Origin of the sequence: Acidovorax sp. Root402 (genome assembly GCF_001425125.1) — a bacterium.
Taxonomy (GTDB): Bacteria; Pseudomonadota; Gammaproteobacteria; order Burkholderiales; family Burkholderiaceae_C; genus Acidovorax; species Acidovorax delafieldii.
On record NZ_LMDQ01000014.1, the window covers coordinates 866,382 to 890,009 of the forward strand.

Annotated in this window: 18 protein-coding genes and 3 tRNA genes; 9 read left to right on the forward strand and 12 right to left on the reverse strand. The window is 60.1% G+C overall.

Annotated features, from left to right (window positions below; all coding sequences use genetic code 11):
- Positions 1-23 precede the first annotated feature (23 nt).
- Together ASC83_RS15110 and ASC83_RS15115 are read left to right on the forward strand one after the other, a co-directional pair.
- Positions 24-1,112: an endonuclease/exonuclease/phosphatase family protein gene (locus tag ASC83_RS15110; RefSeq protein WP_056064126.1), complete on the forward strand. Its 1,089-nt coding sequence runs from the start codon at positions 24-26 to the stop codon at positions 1,110-1,112.
- Positions 1,113-1,250: 138 nt separating this feature from the next.
- Positions 1,251-3,125, forward strand: a complete 1,875-nt coding sequence (locus ASC83_RS15115) for a M14 family metallopeptidase (RefSeq protein WP_056064131.1) — start codon at positions 1,251-1,253, stop codon at positions 3,123-3,125.
- A 192-nt stretch (positions 3,126-3,317) separates the two neighbouring features.
- On the opposite strand, the gene ybaL is transcribed toward ASC83_RS15115, so the two are convergent.
- Positions 3,318-5,057 carry a YbaL family putative K(+) efflux transporter gene (gene ybaL / locus ASC83_RS15120; RefSeq protein WP_056064134.1) on the reverse strand — a complete coding sequence of 580 codons (1,740 nt, stop codon included), beginning with the start codon at positions 5,055-5,057 and terminating at the stop codon, positions 3,318-3,320.
- 192 nt (positions 5,058-5,249) lie between these two features.
- On the opposite strand from ybaL, the gene ASC83_RS15125 reads away from it, so the two are divergent.
- The 7 genes from ASC83_RS15125 to ASC83_RS15150 all read left to right on the forward strand — a co-directional run bounded on the left by ASC83_RS15125 (position 5,250) and on the right by ASC83_RS15150 (position 10,487).
- Positions 5,250-5,326: transfer RNA gene (locus tag ASC83_RS15125), tRNA-Arg, on the forward strand.
- 175 nt (positions 5,327-5,501) lie between these two features.
- Positions 5,502-6,743 (forward strand): integrase arm-type DNA-binding domain-containing protein, encoded by a 1,242-nt coding sequence (locus ASC83_RS15130; RefSeq protein ID WP_056064137.1) that lies wholly within the window; start codon positions 5,502-5,504, stop codon positions 6,741-6,743.
- Between the two features lie 17 nt (positions 6,744-6,760).
- The gene (locus ASC83_RS15135; protein WP_056064140.1) at positions 6,761-7,498 is read left to right on the forward strand and encodes a hypothetical protein; all 738 of its coding nucleotides are present in this window, start codon (positions 6,761-6,763) and stop codon (positions 7,496-7,498) included.
- A gap of 193 nt (positions 7,499-7,691) precedes the next feature.
- Positions 7,692-8,018, forward strand: a complete 327-nt coding sequence (locus ASC83_RS23625; protein ID WP_082522500.1) for an AlpA family transcriptional regulator — start codon at positions 7,692-7,694, stop codon at positions 8,016-8,018.
- 10 nt (positions 8,019-8,028) lie between these two features.
- On the forward strand, positions 8,029-8,700 hold the full coding sequence (locus ASC83_RS15140) for a Rha family transcriptional regulator (protein WP_056064143.1): 672 nt from the start codon (positions 8,029-8,031) through the stop codon (positions 8,698-8,700).
- A gap of 145 nt (positions 8,701-8,845) precedes the next feature.
- Positions 8,846-9,253: a hypothetical protein gene (locus ASC83_RS15145; RefSeq protein ID WP_156379515.1), complete on the forward strand. Its 408-nt coding sequence runs from the start codon at positions 8,846-8,848 to the stop codon at positions 9,251-9,253.
- A 232-nt stretch (positions 9,254-9,485) separates the two neighbouring features.
- A complete protein-coding gene (locus tag ASC83_RS15150) occupies positions 9,486-10,487 on the forward strand; it encodes a DUF4238 domain-containing protein (protein WP_056064148.1) in 1,002 nt (333 codons plus the stop codon).
- 441 nt (positions 10,488-10,928) lie between these two features.
- On the opposite strand, the gene ASC83_RS15155 is transcribed toward ASC83_RS15150, so the two are convergent.
- From ASC83_RS15155 to ASC83_RS15205, 11 genes are all read right to left on the reverse strand, one after another.
- A complete protein-coding gene (locus ASC83_RS15155; RefSeq protein ID WP_056064151.1) occupies positions 10,929-12,803 on the reverse strand; it encodes a DUF262 domain-containing protein in 1,875 nt (624 codons plus the stop codon).
- A 139-nt stretch (positions 12,804-12,942) separates the two neighbouring features.
- Entirely contained in the window at positions 12,943-13,956 is a 1,014-nt protein-coding gene (locus ASC83_RS23630; protein ID WP_082522471.1) for an SIR2 family protein, read from the reverse strand.
- Positions 13,957-14,035: 79 nt separating this feature from the next.
- Positions 14,036-15,736 (reverse strand): restriction endonuclease subunit S, encoded by a 1,701-nt coding sequence (locus ASC83_RS15165; RefSeq protein WP_056064155.1) that lies wholly within the window; start codon positions 15,734-15,736, stop codon positions 14,036-14,038.
- A gap of 11 nt (positions 15,737-15,747) precedes the next feature.
- Complete coding sequence (locus ASC83_RS15170) at positions 15,748-17,229, reverse strand: class I SAM-dependent DNA methyltransferase (protein ID WP_056064158.1); 1,482 nt, start codon at positions 17,227-17,229, stop codon at positions 15,748-15,750.
- A 6-nt stretch (positions 17,230-17,235) separates the two neighbouring features.
- Positions 17,236-17,721 carry an SHOCT domain-containing protein gene (locus ASC83_RS15175; RefSeq protein ID WP_056064161.1) on the reverse strand — a complete coding sequence of 162 codons (486 nt, stop codon included), beginning with the start codon at positions 17,719-17,721 and terminating at the stop codon, positions 17,236-17,238.
- A gap of 26 nt (positions 17,722-17,747) precedes the next feature.
- The gene (gene hsdR / locus ASC83_RS15180; RefSeq protein WP_056064164.1) at positions 17,748-20,207 is read right to left on the reverse strand and encodes an EcoAI/FtnUII family type I restriction enzme subunit R; all 2,460 of its coding nucleotides are present in this window, start codon (positions 20,205-20,207) and stop codon (positions 17,748-17,750) included.
- A gap of 382 nt (positions 20,208-20,589) precedes the next feature.
- Positions 20,590-20,793 (reverse strand): hypothetical protein, encoded by a 204-nt coding sequence (locus ASC83_RS15185; protein ID WP_056064167.1) that lies wholly within the window; start codon positions 20,791-20,793, stop codon positions 20,590-20,592.
- A gap of 191 nt (positions 20,794-20,984) precedes the next feature.
- Positions 20,985-21,060 (reverse strand) — tRNA-His (locus ASC83_RS15190).
- Positions 21,061-21,109: 49 nt separating this feature from the next.
- Positions 21,110-23,038 carry a SurA N-terminal domain-containing protein gene (locus ASC83_RS15195; protein ID WP_056064170.1) on the reverse strand — a complete coding sequence of 643 codons (1,929 nt, stop codon included), beginning with the start codon at positions 23,036-23,038 and terminating at the stop codon, positions 21,110-21,112.
- Positions 23,039-23,098: 60 nt separating this feature from the next.
- A tRNA-Val gene (locus ASC83_RS15200) sits at positions 23,099-23,174 on the reverse strand.
- Between the two features lie 15 nt (positions 23,175-23,189).
- Positions 23,190-23,462 (reverse strand): HU family DNA-binding protein, encoded by a 273-nt coding sequence (locus tag ASC83_RS15205; protein ID WP_008906675.1) that lies wholly within the window; start codon positions 23,460-23,462, stop codon positions 23,190-23,192.
- Positions 23,463-23,628: the final 166 nt, after the last annotated feature.

A 23,628-nucleotide genomic window follows, 5' to 3' on the forward strand; every position in this document is an offset into this window, starting at 1 on the left:
CCCGCCTACGCTGTACGCCCTTCATGCGCCCCAACGAACTTCCCCAACCGCTGGACACCCTCATGGTGGCCACTTGCAATGTGCTCAACCTGGCCAATCCGGGACGCCTGTTCTACGAGAACCAGGACCCCTACAGCCAGACCGAGTTTGAACGCAAGATCACCTGGCTGGGCGAGCGCTTTCGGGCACTGAACGCCGATGTACTGGCGGTGCAGGAGGTCTGGGACGACGCGGCCTTCAAAGGGGCGCTGGGTCGGGGTGGCTTGCGCTACGACTTTGTCGCCGTGCCAGGGGCAGAGAACAACGACACCCAACAGGGCGCACAGGGAACGCCCCGTGTGGGCCTGGCCACGCGGCTCAAGGTCGAGGCACTGCAGTCCTTTGCCGACTTCCCACCGGGCTTTCAGGTGGATGTGCCTGGCATTGGCCAACACACGCGCTTCGAGCGCCCACCCCTCGTGGCCACGTTGCGGATGAAGCACGGCCAAACCCTCAACGTCCTCACCGCGCACCTCAAATCCAAGCGCCCCAAATTTCTGCAGGACGCATTGGGCCAGCCTACGGAGGACAGGGACGACCGCAAGGTGGTCGCACTGGCATCGCTGCGCTCGCTGATCATGCGCGGCGCCGAGGCCATGGCGCTGCGGTGCCTGGTGATCGACCTGCTGCACCGCACCAGCGTGCCCCTGGTAGTGCTGGGCGACTTCAACGACACCCCCGACAGCGTGACCACGCAACTGATCTGCGCCACCACCGACATCGCCTACGACCGGTCCGCCCGTGATGTGGCCTTGTTCAATGCGTACGACCTGCAGGGAGATTTCGCCTTGAAAAAGGACGTGGCCTACTCCCACATCCACCAGGGCGCGCCCTATGTGCTGGACCAGATCCTGGTCAGCGAGGAGTTCCTGCCCAATGGGCGCAACAGCGTGGGCGATGTGCGCCGGGTGGATTATTTCAACGACCACCTGCATGAGGGACGCGACCGCACGCGCTCGGACCACGGCTTTGTGCGCGCCTTGCTGCGCCTGAAAATACCCAGTTCTCCTCTGGCCCAGAGCATCTCGCCGCCGCCGACCGACGTTAGCGCACCCAGCGACGCCCCTCGCTGATCACTGCGGCAGCCCACGGCGCCACGGGTTTGCAACGGGATGTACGCTGACAAGGAGAGGCGGGTGCGCGCAGGTAACATCCACGTACAAAGCGCCCCACTCGCCCCACAACAGGGGCTCTCTCTGGCAGCCCACACCATGACCCAGCACAATTTCCTGCGCCGCAGCGCCGATACCGCCCCGCTTTCCCGTCCTGAACCACGGATTGCGCCCTGGGCCGCCCCGGCCACGCTGGCAGCACTGCTGCTGACAGCCTGCGGCAGCACCCCGCTGCCCCCTTGGCCATCCACCCCCACTGCCCAGCAGCGCAGCGCCCCCGCGCCACTGCCGCGCGTACAACAAGGTACGGTGGTACCCGCACCGCTGGGACAGCAGACGCCCTCGCAGCTGCCGCCACAACGGGCTGCCGTGGTGGCCAGCCCCCTGCCCCCGTCCGCGCCGCTCTTGGTGCGCGACGAGGCGCCCATGGCGCCGCCCTATGGCGATGCGGTGGCCGCGCGGTTCCCCAACCCTTCTGTGGTCTACAGCACGCCCGGCCTGGGTGCCGACCGCAGGGCCTTCACCACCAATGCCGAGCTAGGCCAATGGCTGCGCGGGCTGAGCGACGGCGTGCCCCGTGGCGGCACACGCACGCAGTTGCTGCAGATTGGCACCTCGCAACGCGGCGAGCCCATCCAGGGCCTGCTGCTCACCCGCGCCGCAGGCACAGACCCTGCCAGCCTGGACAAGAGCGGCCGCCCCACCGTTGTGCTGATCGGCCAGCAGCATGGCGACGAACCCGCAGGCAGTGAGGCACTGCTGGTCATCAGCCGTGAGCTGGCCCAAGGCCTGCTGGAGCCGCTGCTGGACCGCATCAACGTGGTGGTGGTGCCCCGCACCAACCCCGATGGCGCCGAGGTGGGCACCCGCGTCACAGCCAACGGCGTGGACCTGAACCGCGACCACCTGTTGCTCAACACGCCCGAGGCCCGCGCCATTGCGCAGGTCATCAACGACTACCGCCCCATCCTGGTCGTGGACGCCCATGAATACACCGTGGTGGGCCGCTATCTGCAGAAGTTCAACGCCATCCAGCGCTACGACGCACTGCTGCAATACACCACCACTGCCAACTATCCGGAGTTCCTCACCAAGGCATCGCAGGAATGGTTTCACCAGCCCATGGTGTCGGCCCTCAAGGCCCAGGGCCTGACAAGTGACTGGTACTACACCACCTCGACCAACCTGCAGGACAAGCGCATCTCCATGGGGGGCACCCAGCCCGACACGGGGCGCAACGTCCATGGCCTCAAGAACACGGTCAGCCTGCTGATCGAGACCCGTGGGGTGGGCATCGGCCGAATGCACATCCAGCGCCGCGTGCATGCCCAGGTCACCGCCATCACCAGCGCGCTGCGGACCACCGCCGAGCGGGCGGCCAACCTGGAGCAGGTACGCTCGTTCGTGGCCCGCGACGTCAGCGCCCTGGCCTGCCGCGACCAGGTGGTTATTGAAGCGGAGGCCACGCCCACCCAGCGCGACCTGGATTTTCTGGACCCCGAAACCGGCGCCGATCGCAGCATTCGCGTGGACTGGAACTCATCGCTGACACTGCGCAACACCAAGGTGCGTGCGCGGCCCTGCGGCTATTGGCTGTCGGCAGACGCCAGCGGTGCAGTGGAACGCCTGCGCCAGCTGGGCATCCAGGTCATGCGGGTGGCAGAGCCAGGTTCTGTCCTGGCCGAGAGCTACCGCGAAACCGCGCGCGAAACCGGCAACCGCCAGGACGTGATCGGCACCATTGCCGGTGGTGGCGACATCGTGCGTGTGCAAGTGTCTGCCGTACGTAGCGCCATTGATGCACCTGCTGGCAGCTTCTATGTGCCCCTGAACCAGCCACGTGCCAATCTGGCCGTGGCAGCGCTGGAGCCCGACACGCAGAACAGCTACTTTGCCAACCACCTGATCCAGGACCTGGGCCAAAGTGCCCGCGTGATGGCCGTGCCATCGCTGGTGTTTGAAGAAACGGATTGATCCGTGCCTTGCGGCAGGTCGCTGCATGGCGCGAGGCTGAGGTCTGCGTTCTTGGCGGGGTCAGATGGGACGCTCCGTGAGGAGCGCTGCCCGGATGCTGCGCTGGGACTGTGGCTGCAGACGCACTATTGCTATTAATTTTATAGCTGCCCCGGCATATTCTTCTGGCGCTACAGGCAAATTTCTTTCAAATCATGCCGGTCCATGCAGTGGCGCGGGCCGCGTGGCGCGGGCCTGGCGGTCCCGGGCACGCTCCAGCACATGGCGTGCCATGGCCTGTGCCAAGGCATCTTCTGCCAGGAACACCTGGGCATGGCTGCATTCCTGCACCAGCCGCTGGGCCTCGTCCTCATTGTGGCTCCGCACCACGATGTCGATGCCCGGGTTCAGGGTCTGCGCCGTCTCGATCATCTGGCGCACCTGCAGCGCGTCCGGGGTAGCCACCACCAGCATAGCGGCCCGTGCAATGTGGGCCTGGATCAGCACGGCAGGCTCCACCGCGTCACCAAACACGGCGGCCACGCCATCGGCCCGCAAGGCTTCCACCAGCTCCCGGTTCTGCTCCGCCACCACAAACGGAATATCGTTGGCCGCCAGCGTTGCCGCCACACGCCGCCCTACCCGGCCGTACCCCACCAGAACCACCTGCCGCGCGAGGTAACGCGAATCGGTGCTGGTGGGCAGTTCGGCCAAAGGGTCATCCCGCTGCTCCAGCCGCCGCGCAAGCGCGGATCGGGCGCGCAGCCAGCCCTGCAACGGCGCAATGGCATGGAACAACAACGGGTTGAGCGCCATGGAGAACAGGGCCCCCGCCAATACCAAGCTGGCCCCCTCTGGCGGCAGCAGCCCCAACGAAGAACCCAGTGCGACCAGAATGAACGAGAACTCACCAATCTGCGCTAGGCTGGCCGATACGGTGAGCGCTGTGTTGAGCGGGTAACGGAACGCCAGCACCAGGCCCGCAGCGGCCACCGTCTTGCCCAGCATGATGATGGCGACCACTGCCAACACTTGCAGTGGGCGCTCCCACAAGACGGCGGGGTTGAAGAGCATGCCGACCGACACGAAAAAGAGTACGGCAAAGGCATCGCGCAAAGGCAGCGACTCATGCGCAGCGCGGTGGCTGAACTCGGACTCGCGCATCACCATGCCGGCAAAGAAGGCCCCGAGCGCAAACGATACGCCAAACAGCGCAGCCGACCCGAACGCAATGCCCACCGCTGCGGCCACCACGCACAGCGTGAACAACTCACGCGAGCCTGTGCGAGCCACCTGCCATAACAGCCAGGGAAACAGCCGGCGCCCGACCAGCAGCATCAGCACCACAAACGCTCCGACCTGCAGCAGGGTCCAACCCAGCGTGCGCCAGAGCTGCGCAGCATCCAGGTCGGCCCCGGTGCCGCCTCCCAGCCATCCCCCCAGCGGGGGTAGCAGCACCAGTACCAGCACCATGGCGAGATCCTCCACCACCAGCCAGCCCACTGCGATGCGTCCGGTGTAGCTGTCCAGAATCCCCAGGGTCTCCAGCGCACGCAACAGCACCACCGTGCTGGCCACCGACAGTGCCAGACCAAAAACCAGGGCACCACCCATGCCCCAGCCCCACCACAGGGCCAACGCCATACCCAGCGACGTCGCCACGATCATCTGCACCACAGCACCCGGCACGGCAATCTTGCGCACGGCCAGGAGGTCGCCCCACGAGAAATGCAGGCCCACGCCAAACATCAGCAGCATCACACCAATCTCCGCCAGCTGGCTGGCCAGGGCCGCATCTGCGACAAAACCGGGAGTGAACGGGCCGATGGCCACCCCAGCCAGCAAGTACCCCACCAATGCTGGCAGCCGCAGACGGGCGGCCAGAAAGCCCAGCACCAACGCCAGGCCCAAGGCGGCGGCAATGGTGTGGATCAGCGTGACGCTGTGTGGCATGGGCAAATGCTCCAGTGAGGCGGGCAGTCAAGGGGGATGGCCCGGTTATAACCGCATCACCATCCCGGCAGCAAAATCGCCCCTGCAGCAGCGCCAAGAGCACGGGCCAGGGCGGGTATGATTAGCGTCCTGCGTTACGCAGATGCGGACACTCCGCAAGCCCGTCCGGCCACACAGCCGGCCAACATCCATCTGCCCGTAGCTCAACTGGATAGAGCAATAGCCTTCTAAGCTATAGGTCGGGGGTTCGAGTCCCTCCGGGCAGGCCAAAACACCCCTTCAGACAGTCTCACAACCTCTCAGAACCCGCACGTTTCCTAGCGCTGCGGGTTTTTTGTTGTCTCAGGCCGTTTCACTGCGTACCATGACATACCAACAAAAAGTTGGTACTTCTGCTGGTATCTCGACATACCAACTGTGCAGATACCAACAACAGGGGCACGCATGGCACTTACCGACACCTTTGTGAAGAACATCAAGCCCGCCGGCTCTGCCACGGGCGTGAAGCACGCCGATGGGCAGGGCCTGTACCTCCACGTCAAACCGGCGGGCAAGTATTGGCGCATGAACTACCGCCACCTCGGCAAACAGAAGACGCTGGCGCTCGGCGTGTACCCAGAAGTCTCGCTCGCAAAAGCCCGCAAGCGCCGAGAGCAAGCCCGCGAGCTGCTGGCCGAAGGTTTAGACCCTGGCGCCACCAAGACGGCCGAAAAGCTGGCAACTAGAGTGGCCGCAGCCAACACTTTTGAGGCGGTGGCCCGTGAATTCCACGCCACCCAGGCCAGCGGCTGGAGCCCCCGCTATGCAGCGCGGTGGATCGAGCGCATGGAGAAAGACCTGTTTCCGTACATTGGCAAGCTGACGCTGCCCGCCATCACCGCACCCGTGCTGCTGGACGCCCTGCGCAAGGTAGAGAAGCGCGGCGCCAACGAAACCGCCCACACCCTGCGCCAGACAGCAGGGCAGGTGTTCCGCTACGGTATTCAGACCGGGCGCTGTGAACGCAGCCCCGTGACTGACCTGCACGGTGCATTGAAGCCCATAGTCGTCAAGCACATGGCTGCCGTACTGGAGCCTGCCAAAGCGGGCGAACTTCTGCGGGCCATTGATGGCTACACCGGCCAGCCCATGACCAAGGCGGCGCTGGCGCTGTCTGCCCTGCTCTTTCAGCGTCCCGGCAACATCCGGCAGATGGAGTGGGCGTGGATTGACTTTGACAAGGCCCTGCTGACCATCCCTTCCCAGGACATGAAGCGGCGGCTTGCGCAGAAGATCAACGGCAGGCCGCACTTTGTTCCCTTGGCTCCACAAGCCGTCGCCATCCTGAAAGAGTTGCAGTCCCTCACCGGCCATGGCCGATATGCGTTCCCCAGTCTGCGCACAGGCGAGCGAGCCATGAGCGACAACACTATCAATGCAGCCCTACGGCGCATGGGCTTCGCTTCCGACGAAATGAGCGCCCACGGTTTCCGAGCGATGGCGCGCACGCTGATGATTGAGCGTATCCACGGTATTTCTGCCGACGTGATCGAAGCCCAATTGGCGCACGGCAAATCGGGCCCGCTGGGGGCTGCTTATGACCGAGCTGAATTCATGGAGCAGCGGCGCAGGATGATGACTGAGTGGGCAGACTATCTAGACAAGCTTCGCCTTGGCGCGACCGTGCTGCAGCTCAAGGCAGCGTAACGGGAACAGGAGACCGAATGAACTTGAAAATCATGAGCGATTGGGACGCTATGCGATTGGCTGATGTTCTGACAATCGCAGAAGCGGCATGCTGCATTGTGGGCGTACCGACCACCAGGCTGGGGAGCAACACGATGACCTCTCCATATTTGGACGGAGACCCTACGGAAAATGGAAATGGCACAGAGAACTGCGAGGCCGTCTTTCGCCGTGTTGTGGAAGCTTTGCTGAATTCCATTAAGGCCAAAAAACTCCAACCAGCAAAGATTTATCCCGGCAAATCGCACGGCATCCGCAACGTAGACGCCGTGAGCGGAGGCCGTTGGGACCCTGTGGAAGACATTGATGCCTGGTCAACCTTGGTTGAGGTCGACGTTCTCAAAGCCTGGCTTGAATCGCGCAATGTTCGCCCTCCGTTCTTCTATTCGGAGAAAAGTGGCGAACCTGATTACCTCGATCCCAATCATGCGCGCTACTCAGGGAAGCTCGCGGCGTCAGTGAGGGCGTGGCAGGCCATGGAAGATGAAAATTTGAGGCGTAGCAAATCTCCGCTGTCTGCAATGACGGAGTGGCTGGAAACACGATACGAAGAGTTCGGCTTGATTCATCGACAAGACAACATCAAGTCGGGGTACAAACTTGGCCAAAGAAATGACGGAGCCATAAAACAAGCCGCAATGGCTGCGAATTGGCAACCCGAGGGAGGAGCCACCAAAACGCCGACCGCGTTGAAGCGCCCCTCCCCTCGGCGCTAGCGCCCCCCCCCCCCGGCAAACCCGCATGGTTGCTCAGTTTTCGTGATTTCTTCAATTTGGGGCGTAGTCTTGAAATTTTGAAGCACCCATCCCTAGCGTGGTGAAGGGGGGGCAGTTTTCTCAAGCGGCCCACCTGTTCGACAGCAGCTCCAATCGACAAAGTCCGAGCCTTCACATCACAAGAAGGCTCGCAATGTCACTCAGCCCCACCAAACCTCATGCGTCTATCGCCAAGACGGTAGTCAATGCAAACGGCGCAGCTTCCGCCGCACCGCGCCACGTCAACCCCTCGGTCTTCGATCATCTGCCCGACAGCGCATTCATCCGCGAGTCGCAGTTGGTGCAAAGTCCCAAGCGTCCAGGCCTCCTCGCTCCGCTGCCCTTCAGCGCACCCACGCTATGGCGGATGGTAAAAGCAGGTACGTTCCCAAAACCCGTTAAGTTGTCCCAGCGCGTGACGGCCTGGAACATAGGGGCCGTCCGTGCGTGGATTGCCGCACAGACCGATGGCAAGGACTGAGGAGCGGAAGATGCAAGCGAAAGATTCGCCCCTCAAACACCGCACCACGGCACTGGAACTCACTGCCACAAAGACGGAAGCACGCATCGACTCTCGCTTGCTCGCGATGCAGCTTCAAACCCAGCACGAAAGCCTGCTCAAGTTGGTCAGCGCCTACAAAGACAATTTTGAGGAACTCGGTAAGGTCCGATTTGAAATCGGACCTTCGCCTGACAGCCGCACCGGGCAGTCGATGAAATTTGCGCTGCTCAATGAGAATCAAGCTTACCTGCTGCTGACCTTCAGCCGTAATACCCCCCGCGTTCGCGAGCTGAAAGTCCGCCTGGTCAAGGCGTTCAATGACGCTCGGCTAGCAGCGGATACGCGCAAATTGGAGTACATGCCGACCTACCACCAATTGCATGACCAGATCCACGCCTTGGCGTCTGGCTCCCCCAACGAGCGCCACGTGCACGGCAATATCAACAAGCTGGTGAACAAGGCCGCAGGCGTAGAGGCTGGCCAGCGCTCGACAGCACCGCTCGCAAAGCTGTCCCTGTTGGCAGTCGGTCAGGCCTTGGCGGCGGGAGCGCTGCGCGGCGCCTCGGACCACCGCGATGGCTACCAGCGGGTCAAGCGCGTACTCCAGGATTTCGAAGCTGTTGTCCAACCTCTGCAATTGGCTCCCGTCAGCAATGGCTAACGGCCGCAACAAGAGCCGCAAGAAGGCGTCTGGCCGCGACCCAGGAGGATTCGTGGCCCTTCCGTGGTCTGTGCTGGATTGCACTGCCTACCTGCACCTGAGCCACCCCGCGCGCTCGTTGCTCCTGGAGATTGCGCGTCAATTCGTGTTCAACAACAACGGGCGCCTGCTGGCATCCGCTGCCTACCTGGCCACACGCGGCTGGAAAAGCTGCGACGTAATCACCCGTGCCAAACGTGAGCTGATCGAAGCAGGCTTCATCCACGAGACCGTCAAAGGCCACCGTCCGAACAAGGCCAGCTGGTATGCAGTCACTTGGCAAACACTCGACCGGCTGCCGGGGTATGACGCTGGCGCTGCCGAATCCTTTCAACGTGGCGCATACCAGCACACCCAACCGTTGAAAAACACACTGCTTAAACCGTCACGCGGTGCACGCAGCGGTGCCATAGCACCGTCTGGCGGTACAACGCACAAGGATGCTGCACCGTCTGGCGGTGCAATCAGTACCAACCAGACCACCCCCTTGCACCGTCTCACGGAAACCCTCTAGAGATGCCATCTGCAGGCAGTCAACTGCACCACTGAGCCCAAATATGAGGCGCTATTGGCAGCCCACATGAAGCGCTGCGCGATTCCGGTAGCGACATAAATTCGTCCGAAGGGGCTTGCACCACTCGAAACTCAATTGCACGCCTACTTCTTTGCGCAGGTCCTACCCTTTTTCCAATTGGCAAGCGACGTCGGTGACCTTGCGAGAATGGTCGCTCTACGCTTAAGCCGCCATGGAATCAGAAGCCCGCCATCACCACTACATCTCGCAAACCTATCTTCGGGGGTTTGCCCAGCGCCGGGAAAGGAAACAAAAGCCAGCTTTCTTCACCCAGGTCACAGACTTTCGACAGCTCAAAACTTTTGAGGCCAATGTGCGCAACGTTGGCGGAGAACGCGACTTCAATCGCGTGGAAATCCCCGGCTATGAGCCTACCGTTGTGGAAACGGCGTTGTCGGCGTTTGAAGGTTCTTGCACAGACGCCATGAAGCGCGTTGCCGCCTCTCGAAGGTTTGAGGGCGAAGATGCGAACCTAACCCTCAATTTCATGGCCGTTCTGGCGGTGCGATCTCCTGAGAACCGGGAGAACGTCCGAGAGTTTCACGAACGGGTGCACAAGGGTCTTCTCGCTACCATCACCCGGGACGCGGAGACCTGGCAGGCTACAACGGCGGGAATGAAGGCCGATGGAGTGCCCGTGAATACCGCCATAAGCTACGAGGACGCGAGGAGCTTTTCGCAACGTGGGGAGTTCGATGTGGCGGTGCCTCGGGAGTACCACATGAGGTTAGAGTTCGACCTGGCAAACAAGTTGTTAGAACTGCTGGGTAGGCGGGTTTGGACGCTTTACACAGTGGACGGCAATGACATCGAATTTATTACTTCCGACCGCCCGGTGACTCTCGCGTGGGTCAATCCGCCGACGACGCCAAGCTTTCTGAACGCTCCGGGCTTTGGTTTGGCGAACACCGAGGTTCTGTTTCCTCTCTCACGAAAGGCTGCTCTGATCGGCCGATGGGACAAAGGCGGCGGCACGCAGAACGCAGGACGTCTTTTTGCGGCGGCGTTCAACACACGAATGCTTCAGCACAGCGGCGAACGAGCATTCTCGGCATCAAAAAGGATGCTGTACCTCGGCCGTCAATCGGAAATCCATGAGGACCACCTCCTGATTGACAACTTCATGAGTTGGACCGGGCGGTGGAATCCGGCTGAGGGCGCGGGGACACCGTGAGCAGAACTACAGAACGTCGTGATTTTCTTGCCCCACCTCTTCCACGCTCATTCCGGCTCTTCCCACTATCGCGCCTTCACTCTTCTTTGTCTCACTTCCGTTCGCCGACAACGGCCGCGAAGTTTCGTTGTCAGGTTGATGAGTAGTTCGGCGAAAGTACAACTACGCGCTTGCGGATGCCAAGCTGGTGAGGACGGTTTTAGCGCCTCGGATTCCAAAGTTGGGGCACATGAAAACCCGAGCCAATCGCGCAAAAAGCGCTGCCGCAAAACCTGTCAAAACCTTACATTCATTCGACTTCCGAATTGGGCAAACCTTGTAGCGCGCAATGCACCCAAACGCCGCGGCGGTGTCGTCGCCAGCAGCGTCCCGAACATATGGCCTGGCCGCACTTGGGAGTGCGTCGTCGGCCCAGAGCCATCAGGCCTCGGTCACCTGCAACTAGTTCGCCTCCTCCGCCAGATCATCATCGCCGTCGTTCGCTGCTCGAGCATTTGCCGATGGCGCCTTGCCCATCGCTTGCTCAATCAACTGGAGAAGCAGCGCCTTGCGTGCCTTGTAAAAGCCGTCAAAGTCATCCGCGCGCAGGAACGACGCGGGAATTTGGTGCGTGTGCAGCAGTGAGTCCATGGCCGCATCGTCCAGCCCGACCAGCTTCTCCGCCTGGAGTTTGGCGAGGTACTTGGACGGTGCCGCCCCGCCAATCTTGCGGTTGGCCTTGTACGAGATGGGCGTCTTGTTGACGATACTGTTGAACACGGCGGGCTTAATGCCGCCTTTCTTGCACCAGTCCTCGGGGAAGATGTGATGAATATCCAGGCTCATCATGTCGTCATGGTCGAGCTTGTCCACCGTGGACTTGAAGTACCAGTCCTGCGCGCCCTGGCGCAGCATCAGCACATTTACGCCCTTGTAGGCTGCGCTGTTGCGCGTGTAGAGCCGGTCCAGTCGCTGCGCGTCGAAGCTGGCGTCCAGCACTGTGGACGGCACAGGCCCATCGCGCAACACCCAGTCCAGCACCTCTTCCACATCCTTGGCGATGCGCGTTTCGACCGCGCCGCCGTACAGCTCTCCGAGAACTCCACACCAGAACCAGCGAGACAGCTTGTCAAACACCACCGGCGTCAGCCACACCTTGTCGTCCAGCTCGGTCAGGATGGCGGCCAGAGGCACCAGCTGTGTGTGATACGGCAACTCTCGCAGTCGCATGATGGACTGGCGGCGCAAGAACTGCGGGACCTGCGCATATCCCCTTTCTACCTTGCCCGCCCAGGACTGGTAGGCCGTGCGAGTCAGCATCAACATGGTCTTGCGCTTGGCGCTGACCGGAGGCAGTTGCTGCTTGTCCGCGTCAGGCACCACCCCGCCGTTGGCCTGGGTCAGCTCGGCCAGCCGCTCGCGGCGCTTGGCCAGGGTGTCCAGCAGGGTGATGCTTTGGATGAAGTCGCTGGCCTCCACATTGCGCAGCAATTCCGACGTTTGCAGGCGGGGTTGCCGGCCTTCGACACTGCGTTCCACACTGCCCAGCCAGTCGTCGCGCAGATTAAACTTTTCGGCAGCAAAAGTCGCCGTGATCAGCTCAAACACGTTTAACGGCACGCCGCCAGTGTTGACCTTCTCGAACACCGTGCACACCGCCTCTTTCGAGGTGTCCTTGAGCAGTTGGATGACCGGCACCTTGTACCCCGCGAACCGGGCAATGACAGCCTGCTGAAACTCCAAGAACTGCTGAATCTTCGCGGGATTGAGCTTGCTCAGGTCCACCATCCAGGCCATGGCATCAAACATGGCATTGCAGGGGAAGTGCATCGCTAAGCATTCACGCTCCCGTGTGCTCAGGTCCAGAGTGACATCGCGGTGGAACTGCCCGTACTGCTGGCGGCTCTCGTCAACCGCCACGATGGCGTCCAGCAAATCGGCACCCGGCTGCAGCGCTTTTTCGATATCCCAGTAGTAGTAGAGCTTGAGCCTCTTGCCCCGCCCGTTGTGGGTTTGCACCGGCGCCTTGAGCTGGAGCACCTGTGTCAGCGTGGTCAGGCGCTGCTGGCCATCCAGGATCAGCCATTTCGCATCTTCTGGCTTGGGGCGGGGCTCCACGCCCTCTACCCCGCGCTGCTCGAATGTGACCTCGCCGCCCGTCTCAAGCATCATCACGGCCCCTACCGGGAAGGACTGGGCCACACTTACCAGCAGCTCGCGTATGCGCATGTCCTCCCACACCCAGCCACGCTGAAAGTCGGGCAACTGGATCTTGCCTGCCTGGATATCGACAAGCAGGTCTTTCATGTCCTTGGGGTTGGTTTCAAAGCTCGACACGGGAATTCGCTTTCAAAAAAGTATTGGAATCCACCAGCTATTGGGCCAAGTGGAACTGGGTGGTCTGGGCAGGCCAAGCATTGGCCCAGGTCGGCTCACCTGCGGCCCAATCGCGCTAAGCAGATGACGACGATGGAAGCTACCGCTCCAGTTTCAATCGCTGAAGAATCTCAGCAGGAGCAGCCCAGTCCCCTTCGGAATACCAAATGGGGCTGATTCCATGCGATGCCAAGAACTTGTCACGCTCTCTCAATTCTTGCGCGTCATCCGGGGCCGTCAAGATCGCGAAATGATCTGGCAATGAATCCTTGTTCTGCCCAAACACTTCTTTTAGACAAGTCAAATACCTGTCAGCTATCAAACTACACCCGAGGAAAAGAATTGAAAAACTGGCAAAGACGCGCGCCAAAGTACGTGGCACAGGGAGACCATCAGCATAGCTTTGGTCATATTCTTGGCGTGTGAGAACACGATCCCTCTGCCCATCGATATTGCCATGCAACTTGAGGAGATACTTCTCCCCCTGAAATGCAGCCTTAATGAATCTATACGAATCTTCGTTTCCAACCACTTTCTCTGCAAATGGCGCACCAGCTTCTTGATGGCAGTTCTCCAGTACCCGATCAAAATTTGTGGTAATCACTGAGCCCCTAAACAAATCAAACAATTCGACAGAAGGGCTCTTCGATGAATCAATTTTTTGATTTTCAAATGCAGAGCGGAATTCCCGTGTAAAAACATCCAACGTTTGAGCGGCGATAACTTCATCCATGACAAGTTCATGTTCACCAGCTTGCAGTCGACGCTGCGTATCTGCTTCGTCCATTCCGCCCTTGATCGCTTGCTGAACAATGTACTTCGTCCAAGACGGGCAACCCGCATCAACAGAAAACCCTGCACCGACAAATGGAAGCACCATTGCTCTGCGTCGCACCAGTGTTTGCAATCTGTCAAAAACCGCCTCGTTGGATGGAAAACTGTCCAAGCGAAGAGTTCGATTTCGCTCCAAGATACCTTGCTCATTCATTAGAGCCGCATAAGTAGGTCGGTCTGCATAGAACAAAGCGCGACTGATGGAAGGAATAGGAGACTCGGTTCCATCCGGTTTTTTGAGGATTAGCTCATATTCACCAAGGTCACCGTCATCGAGCATTTCATTGAAATGCTCGTTTTCATCAAACTCTTGGCTCCGTCTTTGTTTTCGTCAGACCCAGGCGCTATTTCAAGATTTCTCACGATGCGACGACCTCACTGACAAGCGCCACAACTAGGCGAGATTGGCTTGATTGAGCAGCTGTGAGGCGCTGGCGCAAATCGACGCACAGCCTGCGCATTTGGGCCAAGCGGGCAACAATGCGTGATTGCTCAGCGAGGGGCGGCATCGGCAGCAACAACAAGTCCCACTTGCCTTTACTAATAATCGGTGTCGCAGATCCTGTAGAGGCCCCGATTACGGAAATAACGAAGTCGCTAGCGGCCATCGCACTCAATACATAAGCGTTAAGCGCGAGTAGAGGATGGATACTATTTATTTGCTGATTAAACGCAGTTGCGTAGGTAGCAGAGGCGCTCTTGCCAATAGAGCCACCAATACAAACCATAAGAATGTCTCCGGGCTCAGCGACTGCCGACTCGAAGCGACCGCCTTCGGATATGAATTTCTCCGGCGATAGGACTTCTCCAGTCAACGTGATTTGACCAGGTCCAATAAACGGGAAATCCCCATCAAAGAATTCCGGCCTATTCGAGGCAGGAGTGCCGCCCGTCTGCGTAATGCCAATGTTTCCAACGCGTGCCCACTCCCACCCCACCGGCAATTCAAACGGCATTTCCTCGTCGGTGATGGGCGGCAGGGGTTTGTCGCGTTTGATCTGGCCGGTGGCGATGAGGCGGTCTTTTTCGGCGCGGATTTTTTTCAGCAGTTCGCATGCGGGTTCGTCGGTGGGGTCTTGGGCCACGAGCAGGCCGCGCACGGCCAGTTGCAGCAGGGTTTTCTCCAGGGCGTCGATGGCTTCGGGGCGGTCCAGCAGCAGGTCGAAGTGCTGGGCCACGCGCTGCCAGTTGGCGGCCAGTTCCTCGGGGGTGGTGCTTGCGGTGAGCGTGCCCAGCAGGGTGCTGACCAGTTGAGCGTGTTGCGCGGCCTCCAGTTGGCCCTTGGCCTCCAGCGCATCGCACAGGCGCATGAGTTCTTCGACGCGGGTGACGATGCGGGATTGTTCTGCCTCCGGCGGCAGAGGAAACGGCAACGGCCGCAGCTTCGCTAAGGAGACATTGGCAATGTTTGTCGTTTGGCTTGAGCTGTCGATCAGCAACGACCGAGCGTATGGGGTGCGCAAAACAGCCATCGCATAACGTGGCTCAATTTTCCGAGGGCGCAAAACTCCAAGAAAACCACCAAACGTCGCTTCGGCGTGAGGAACATGCTCGATGAGCGCAACCTTGCCGACCAGTTCACGACTGTTTGCCATAGACATAACGATGTCGTGATGCTGAATAAGTTGGTCCTCGCGACCCATAAAAGAACGATCCACAAATAGAAGGTCGTCCCATTCAATCGCCAGTTGCACATTCGACGTACGAAGGCAAGCTATTCGCCCAGGCGCAGCCTCCCTGGTTTTTTGATCGGCCGGAAAGGTAATACCGCGAACAATGTCGATGACCTCCCCCAATGCCACCCAACTCCAAGAATCAGGTAACTCAAACGGCAGTTCACCGTCAGTTAGCGCGGGCTCATTCTTTTCGCGCTTCAATGTTTTTGCGGCAATCAACCAGTCTTTCTCCGCCCGAATCTTCTTCAGCAGCACGCTGGCCGGTTCGTCCGCCGGGTCTTGCGGCACCAGCTTGCCTTGCACGGCCAGGGTCAGAATCAGTTCGCGCAGGCGGGCCACGCCGCCGGGAGCTTTCGCCAACACATCCAAATTTGATAGCAGCATGCGCTTATCCCTCAAGCGCTAGTGGCCGTTTTGACCATTAAAGACTGGGCCAGGATGCCCTTCAGCTCATCGCGCAGGGCCTGGGCCTCGGCTTGCAGCCGGGCGTGCTGGGCCAGCAGTTCGTCGGGGTCGTGGCTGGTTTGTTCGCCCACATGGGGGTTCTTCTGGTCGAGGTTCCAGTTGGCGGCGCGGATGGTGTCGATGCTGACCTTCCAGGCGCGCTCGTTTTCCGCGCGGGCAGCAAAGCCGTCAGCCTCGGTGCCCCACCAGGCTTTTTCGGCATCGAACTCTTCGATGCGGATGGGCTTGGTTTTGTTGTAATTCTTCACGCCCGGCGGGTAGGGGTGTTCGTAGTACCAGACATGCTGGGTGGGCTGGCCCTTGGTGAAAAACAGCAGGTTGGTCTTGATGCCGGTGTAGGGCGCAAACACGCCGTTAGGCAAGCGCACGATGGTGTGCAGGTTGCACTCGGTGAGCAGTTGCTCTTTGATGCGGCTTTTGACGCCTTCGCCAAACAGGGTGCCGTCGGGCAGCACCAGGGCGGCGCGGCCGTTGGTTTTGAGGATGTGCTTTATGAGCACTAGAAACAGGTCGGCGGTCTCTTTGGTGCGCACGTCGGCGGGGTAGCCTTGTTCGATGCCGGGCTCTTCCACGCCACCAAAGGGCGGGTTGGTGAGCACCACGTCCACGCGGTCGGCGGCAGTGTAGTCGCGCAGGGGGCGCACCAGGGTGTTGTCGTGCCGGATGTTGCTGGGCACCTCGATGCCGTGCAGCAGCAGGTTGGTGACGCACAGCATGTGGGGCATCTGCTTTTTCTCGACGCCGCGAATGCTGTTTTGCAGCACGTCCTCCTGGTCGGCGTTGTGCACCTGTTTGCGTAGGTGCTCGATGGCACAGACGAGAAAGCCGCCGGTGCCGGTGGCCGGGTCTAGCACCACCTCGCCCAGCTGCGGGTTGACCATGTCCACCATGAACTGGGTGACGGCGCGGGGGGTGTAGAACTCGCCCGCGTTGCCGGCGCTTTGCAGGTCTTTGAGGATTTTTTCGTACAGGTCGTTGAACTGGTGGCGCTCGCTCTGGCGGTTGAAGTCGATGGCGTGGAGCTTGTTGATGACCTGGCGCAGCAGGTGGCCGCTCTTCATGTAGTTGTAGGCGTCTTCAAACACGCCGCGCACCACAAAGCCGCGTGGGTTGCGCACGGGGTCGGCGCTGAGGCTTTTGAGGGTGGCAAAAAGCTGGTTGTCCACAAAGTCGAGCAGCGCCTCGCCGGTCATGCCCTCGGGGTCTGCAGCCCAATTGCGCCAGCGCATGGCTTCGGGGATGGGGCTTTGGTAATGGTCGCGCGTGAGCTCCAGCTCTTCTTCGAGCGCGTCAAACACCTTGAGGAACAGCAGCCAGGTGAGCTGGCTGATGCGCTGGGCGTCGCCATCGACGCCGCTGTCCTGGCGCATGATGTCTTGGATGGATTTGATGACGGGGGTGAGGTTGGACATATCTAGTTATCGATCCAGGATCTTCTTTTTTTCGGTGGCGAATTCTTTGCTTGTGAGGGCGCCCTTCACCTTGAGATCGTGGAGCTTGTTCAGCTCTTCAAATTTGTCGGTTGGGGTTTGCTCACTAGCCACAACGTCGATCACAGTGACCGGCTGGCTAGTGAGTAGCGGAGACGGATCAGCAGACCTATTGGTGCTTGGGCGCGTGATGTTTTTGTAGACGCCCAATCCTGCACCGATGACGGCTCCCGCCATGGGCCCAATCACCGGCACTGGGACAGCGACAAGGGCGCCAATGGCAGCGCCTGCGGCAGCATCTCTGGCCATATCCGTTTTAAGTGCATCCTTGCCAAGGCGCCCAACTTGTCCAGCGACTTTGCTCGCAGCGTCAATCGCATAGTCTGTCGAACGCTTAATGTCAGCGGCATCTGGACGCAGGTCTCGGGAGAGCTGGCCCGCCTTCGCTTTTGCCTTGTTCAATATTTCTTTCATGGTCACTCGGTAGGAGATCGGTTCGCTCAAGCGGAGGTGGAATAAAGCTCACGCTGCAGGGTTTGCAGCGCGTCAAGGTACTGCGGGCGGCCGCCAAAACTACGCACCAACTCCGATGGGCTTCCCAGCTCGGTGAAGGGTTGAATTTTGAAGACCTCGTTGCTTTCAATAGTGACGATGCCCTCGTCGGCGTATTTGTCGAGCAAAGCCTCCAGCACTTTGCGAGCCACGGGGCCGTACTGAGTGAAGATGTTCCGCTTTTTCACACGGCGGGCCCGCTCGGTGCGGGTGAGCGGGGGCTGGTCGTAGGCGACATGCAGCAGCAAATCAAAGGGGTCGAGGTCTTTGCCTACTTCGTCGGCCAAAGCCTCCAGCAGCACGCCCTGCCCTTCCAGTTCTTGCAGCAGTGCCGCCTTGCGGTCGGCGTGCTGCCATGCCTGCAGAAACTGGTCCAGCGATTCGAAGCGCTTCTTCAGGTTGATGCGGGTGTAGTCGCGCAGGCTTTCGGTGATGAGCTTGCCTTCGGCGTTGAGGTATTGCACGCGCTCGCGGGCCACGGTGACGGTGACGTTGCTGCCGACGACGTATTTCTTGGGGCCGCCCCCCGCACCACCACCGCCTGCGAAGGGGCCTAGAGGGTCAAGGGGGTCAGACGCACCGCCGGGCAGACCTGTGTCACCCGGAATGCCGCCTGGCAGCGCTGGTTCGGGCGGCGCCACGGGCTCACCGCTGCCGGGTTCGTAGATTTGCACGGGCTCGCCGTCAAAGTCCTTGTCGGCAAACAGTTCGGTGGCGCGCTTGAAGTCGAGGATGGTGAACCAGGTTTTGCCATGGTTCTCATTGATGCGGGTGCCCCGGCCGATGATCTGCTTGAACAGGGTCATGGACTTGATGCCCTGGTCCAGCACGATGAGCTTGCATGTTTGGGCGTCCACACCCGTGCTCATGAGCTTGGAGGTGGTGGCGATAACGGGGTAGGTTTTTTCTGGGTCGATGAAGTTGTCGAGCTCCATCTTGCCCTCGGTGTTGTCGCCGGTGATCTGCACCACGTATTTGGCCTGGGTGGCACACAGGTCGGCGTTGGCGTTGCTCAGCGCCTGGCGCATACGTGCGGCGTGATCGATGTCTTCGCAAAACACAATGGTCTTGGCGTAGCGGTCGGTGGCCTTGAGGTATTCGGTGATCTTGGCGGCCACGGCCACGTCGCGCTGCTCCAGCACGAGCTTGCGGTTCATATCGGCGCCTGTGTAGATGCGGTCTTCGATGGCGTGGCCGTGTTTATCGGTCATGCCCACCGTGGGGCGCCAGCCGAAAGTGTCTTTATCCAGGTCCACGCGGATGACTTTGTACGGGGCCAGGTAGCCGTCTTCGATGCCTTGTTTCAAGCTGTAGGTGTAGACGGGCTCGCCAAAGTAATCGCTGTTGGAAACGTCCTTTGTCTCCTTGGGCGTGGCGGTCAGGCCGATCTGCGTGGCGCGGGCAAAGTAGGTGAGGATTTCGCGCCAGGCGGAATCTTCAGAGGCACTGCCCCGGTGGCATTCATCAATCACGATGAGGTCAAAAAAGTCGGGGCTGAACTGCTTGTAGATGTTGCGCTCTTCCTCCGTGCCGGTGACGGCCTGGTAGAGCGACAGGTAGATCTCGTAGCTTTTGTCCACCAGCTTGGTGGTTTTGTTGACGGCCAGGTCAACGTCTTCGACCGACACAGTGCCTTGCGCATCGACCCGCTCCACCCCCTTGGCGTTGGGGCTAAGCTTGGCCATCGCGCCCTTGAAGGGGCGAAAGTCGTTGACCATGGTCTGGTCGATGAGGATGTTGCGGTCGGCTAGGAAGAGGATGCGCTTTTTGGCGCCGCTCTTCCACAGGCGCCAGATGATCTGAAAGGCGGTGTAGGTCTTGCCGGTGCCGGTGGCCATGACCAGGAGCACGCGATCTTGCCCGGCAGCGATGGCCTCGACCGCGCGATTGACGGCGTTGAGCTGGTAGTAGCGCGGGGTTTTGTTGGGGGCGTAGTCAAACCCCGCGACGCGGCTTTCTTCGGCGGACCAGCCCTTCCAGGCGCAGTAGCGGTTCCACAAATCCTGCGGCGACGGAAATTCTTCGAGGGTGAGGTTCTGCTCCAGCACGCCGGTGGCCAGGGTCGCATCGCGGAACACGAAGCCGTCGCCATTGCTAGAAAAGCTAAACGGCACATCGAGCAGCTGGGCGTAGTTGAGCGCTTGGCCTATGCCTGCACCTACGGCGTGCTTGTTGTCCTTGACCTCAACGACCGCCAACGGAATGTTGGCCTTGTAGAACAAGGCGTAGTCGGCCCGCAGCACCGTACTCTTATCGCGGTAGGCCTTGCTGCCACGCACCACCACACGCCCGGCGCGCAACGGATACTCCCGAAAAATCTGGTCCAGACCGTTCCACCCGGCTTGCTCCATGGCCGGGCGGATGAATTTTTCGCAAATGTCGCTTTCGGAGAGTTTTGTCTTATCCATTCGGCAGTTCGCACCATCCCTGTGCATGCAAAGGCGGCGTGTAGTTGTTACCGAATACTACCGCCCCTGCCGGAGACCACCGAAAGAATCATTACCATTCAGGCCGTCTCACAGCGTCTGATAAGTGCCACACAGGAGACGCACCGAAAAATGATGGTACTTTTGATGGTACTTTTCTGAATCGAAAGCACGAAAGCCAATATCCATGTGGCTTACGAGGCACTGTGTGAACTCCTCCGGGGCCAGCCGCCCAGCTGGTAGCTTTCAATCTCCCCACTCATACCAATCGATCCATTCTGACGAGTGTGGAACAGCCAAGCAATGCGCGCGCGGGCTGGATAACGGATGTGGATCAAGCACCTCGTCGCGTACAGCCCCAACCCTAACGATTGGGCTGGGGCACAGCAGCGTAATTCATGGCAATGGCCTGCACCACGGCGCCGATCAATGCCGCATCGCCAGCGCTCTGCGGCAACACGTCGCGCACGATCTGGACCGCGTATTGAAGTTGCTCTTTGGCCAAGGCCGCAGACATGGCGTTGCCGCGCTTTTCACTGGGCGACGCGTCGCGAATCACAAGGCTCATCAGAAACTCCCAAAAAGTGGAGCATGCAGTATGCGCCGTGTGGGGCTGTGGTGAGCGAAAGGCGGGGCTTTGATGGTCAGAAGATCCCATTGACGCGCAACGCTGCACAGGGGGACATGCGCAAGGCGAGATTCCATACAGCCCCAAAGCAAAAAGCGCTGCAACATTTCTGCTGCAGCGCTTTGCTATTTTGGGGTGGCTGATGGGGCTCGAACCCACGACAACAGGAATCACAATCCTGGACTCTACCAACTGAGCTACAGCCACCGTAGCTTTGTATTATAGCCCGGGATTTTGGTCCCGGACATCAAATCGCTTAATTTTCTGCAGTCACTGTTGCTGCCGCCTCGGGACGTGGTGCCTTTATCTGCACCTTGAAGCGCTGCTTTAGCAGTTCATAGTACGCCAGCCCTTCGGCCGTGGCCAACCACTGCACGTATTGTTGGCGCTCCTGCTGCGCACGCTGCGCGTCCGGTGCCTGGCGCGGCACGACGCGGTTGACCTTGACCACGGCATAACCCGCAGCGCCCAAATCCACCCCCGTCCAGCCCGGCAGCGCTTCGGAGGGAGCCCGCAGCGCGGCATCGATCAGGGCACGCGGCAGGTTCTGGGTCTGTTCGCGTGAGACTTCGGTCGCTGCGGCCAAGCCTGTGGCAGAAGACGGGGCAGCCTTCCATGCATTGAGCTTGGCCTCGCCCTCCTTGCGTGCGAGTTCGGCAGATTTCTCAGCCACATACAAGGTGCGAACACGGGCCTTCACTTCGTCATAGGGCAGTGTCAATGCAGGGGTGTAGGTGGTCACACGACCGGCAGCCATCTGGCTGGGGCCCACTTCCACCGCCTCGGTGTTGCGCTTGTTCTGCAGCGAGTCGGTAGCAAAAAGTGCTTCGAGGAACTTGGCGTTGGCCAGAGGGCCCTTGGCACCTGCGGCAGGGGTCCGGGTCACGCCCTTGGCAGTCTGAATCTTCAGCTTGAGCTTGTCGGCCACGGGCTGGAGGCTGTCTGCCTGCTCATACACACCGTTGGTGAAGGACTCTGCCACCTCGGCAAACTTGCGCTGCGCCTGCTGCTGCTTGAGCTCTGCTTCCATGGTGGGGCGCAGTTCTTCAAAGCTGGGCTGGCGGGGTGTCTTGATGTCGGTGAGCTGGATGATGTGATAACCAAACTCGGTTTCCACCAGATCACTGATTTCACCCTTTTTCAGCGCAAACGCAGCTTCTTCAAAGGGCTTGACCATCGCACCCCGGGCAAAGAAGTTCAGGTCTCCGCCCGCAACGGCCGAGCCCTTGTCGTCAGAGGATTTCTTGGCCACATCAGCAAAGCTGCCGGGAGCCTTGCGCACCTGGGCCAGCAGTTCAGTGGCACGGGCCTTGGCCTTCTCGCGGTCCGCGGCGGATGCATCCTTGGGAGCGTTTACCAGGATGTGGCTGGCGCGGCGCTCTTCCTTCGCCGTCATGCGAGCCACATTCTCTTTGTAGTAAGTACGCAGGTCGTCTTCACCCAGGGTGATGGACGCCCGCACGCTGTCGAGATCCAGCACCACGTATTCGATGGCTGCCTGTTCCAGTTGCTGGAACAGGGCGGGATGGGCCTTGTAGTGGGCCTCCAGGTCTGCATCTGTCGGGGTGACTTTGCTGGCGAAGTCGGCAGCGTTGAATCGGGCCACCTGGATCTCACGGCGCTCATACAAAGCGTCGAGCGCAAGTTTGACCTGCGCATCGGAGCCAAACGCGGAGCTCATCACGCCACCCATCACTTGGTTCACCGAGATGTCGCGGCGCACATTGGCTTCGAAACCTTCGGGCGTCAGGCCTTGAGCAGCGACCAGTGCGCGATAGGCATCGGCGTCCAGCGTACCGTCCGGGCGCTTGAGTCCCGCAATGGCGGGAATCTCCTGCAGGCTGCGGGCCAGGCGCGCATCGCTGGTCACGAGGTGCATCTTTTGCGCGGCAGCCGCCAGCACACGGTCACGCACCAGGCGCTCCAGCGTGGCATACCGGGCGCTGGGAGAGTCCAGCAACTTGGGATCGACCGAGGGAGACTGGGCGCGAATGCGGTCTGTCTCCATGCGATGGGCATTGTCCCAGTCCGTCTGGTTGATGTTGTTGCCATCGACACGGGCTACCACAGGGCTCTTTTCAGAGAAATAGTTGCGGTCGATGCCTACCAGCACAAACGAAGGAATGATCAGCAAGAACAAGAAGATCATCACGATCTTGGAGTGCTTGCGGATGGATTCAAACATGGTCGATCTTTCAGAAGGCAAAAAACAAAAGGCGAACTTGCGTTCGCCTTTGTTCGGTGATGGTGGGTCCTGACGGTCTCGAACCGCCGACCTACTCCGTGTAAAGGAGCCGCTCTACCAACTGAGCTAAGGACCCCACCTAAACTGATCCTCAGTTCAAGGCATCTTTCAATGCCTTGCCAGGACGGAACTTCGGAACTTTAGCAGCTTTGATTTTAATCGTAGCGCCAGTACGGGGATTGCGACCGGTACGGGCAGCACGCTTGCCCACAGCGAAGGTACCGAAACCGACGAGCGACACGGTGCCGCCCTTCTTGAGAGTCTTCTTGACAGCCTCGATCGTGGATTCCAGGGCACGCGCAGCAGCGGCCTTGGAGATGTCGGCGTTGGTAGCGATGTGCTCAATCAATTCGGTTTTGTTCACAAGAAGCCTCTCGGAAAAGAGTTAATGGAATGTCTCGAGGATATCTGGTCTTCACACGCCTGAAAGCACAGCCGTGGGCTGGTGGAGAACAGGCGGGGGAATGACTGGCATACACAGCAGTGGCTGCTGCATCAGATTAAAGCCATCGAGTTTCAGAGTGTCAATA

Excerpts from the sequence above, each read along its gene's own strand:
- ASC83_RS15185 (WP_056064167.1), bottom strand. The coding sequence starts at position 20,793 with ATGAGCCTTGTGATTCGCGACGCGTCGCCCAGTGAAAAGCGCGGCAAC.
- ASC83_RS23630 (WP_082522471.1), bottom strand. The coding sequence starts at position 13,956 with ATGCTCGATGACGGTGACCTTGGTGAATATGAGCTAATCCTCAAAAAA.
- ASC83_RS15195 (WP_056064170.1), bottom strand. The coding sequence starts at position 23,038 with ATGTTTGAATCCATCCGCAAGCACTCCAAGATCGTGATGATCTTCTTG.
- ASC83_RS15135 (WP_056064140.1), top strand. The coding sequence starts at position 6,761 with ATGAACTTGAAAATCATGAGCGATTGGGACGCTATGCGATTGGCTGAT.
- hsdR (WP_056064164.1), bottom strand. The coding sequence starts at position 20,207 with ATGGATAAGACAAAACTCTCCGAAAGCGACATTTGCGAAAAATTCATC.
- ASC83_RS15170 (WP_056064158.1), bottom strand. The coding sequence starts at position 17,229 with ATGTCCAACCTCACCCCCGTCATCAAATCCATCCAAGACATCATGCGC.
- ASC83_RS15140 (WP_056064143.1), top strand. The coding sequence starts at position 8,029 with ATGCAAGCGAAAGATTCGCCCCTCAAACACCGCACCACGGCACTGGAA.
- ASC83_RS15110 (WP_056064126.1), top strand. The coding sequence starts at position 24 with ATGCGCCCCAACGAACTTCCCCAACCGCTGGACACCCTCATGGTGGCC.
- ASC83_RS15150 (WP_056064148.1), top strand. The coding sequence starts at position 9,486 with ATGGAATCAGAAGCCCGCCATCACCACTACATCTCGCAAACCTATCTT.
- ASC83_RS15130 (WP_056064137.1), top strand. The coding sequence starts at position 5,502 with ATGGCACTTACCGACACCTTTGTGAAGAACATCAAGCCCGCCGGCTCT.
- ASC83_RS15165 (WP_056064155.1), bottom strand. The coding sequence starts at position 15,736 with ATGCTGCTATCAAATTTGGATGTGTTGGCGAAAGCTCCCGGCGGCGTG.
- ASC83_RS23625 (WP_082522500.1), top strand. The coding sequence starts at position 7,692 with ATGTCACTCAGCCCCACCAAACCTCATGCGTCTATCGCCAAGACGGTA.
- ybaL (WP_056064134.1), bottom strand. The coding sequence starts at position 5,057 with ATGCCACACAGCGTCACGCTGATCCACACCATTGCCGCCGCCTTGGGC.
- ASC83_RS15175 (WP_056064161.1), bottom strand. The coding sequence starts at position 17,721 with ATGAAAGAAATATTGAACAAGGCAAAAGCGAAGGCGGGCCAGCTCTCC.
- ASC83_RS15115 (WP_056064131.1), top strand. The coding sequence starts at position 1,251 with ATGACCCAGCACAATTTCCTGCGCCGCAGCGCCGATACCGCCCCGCTT.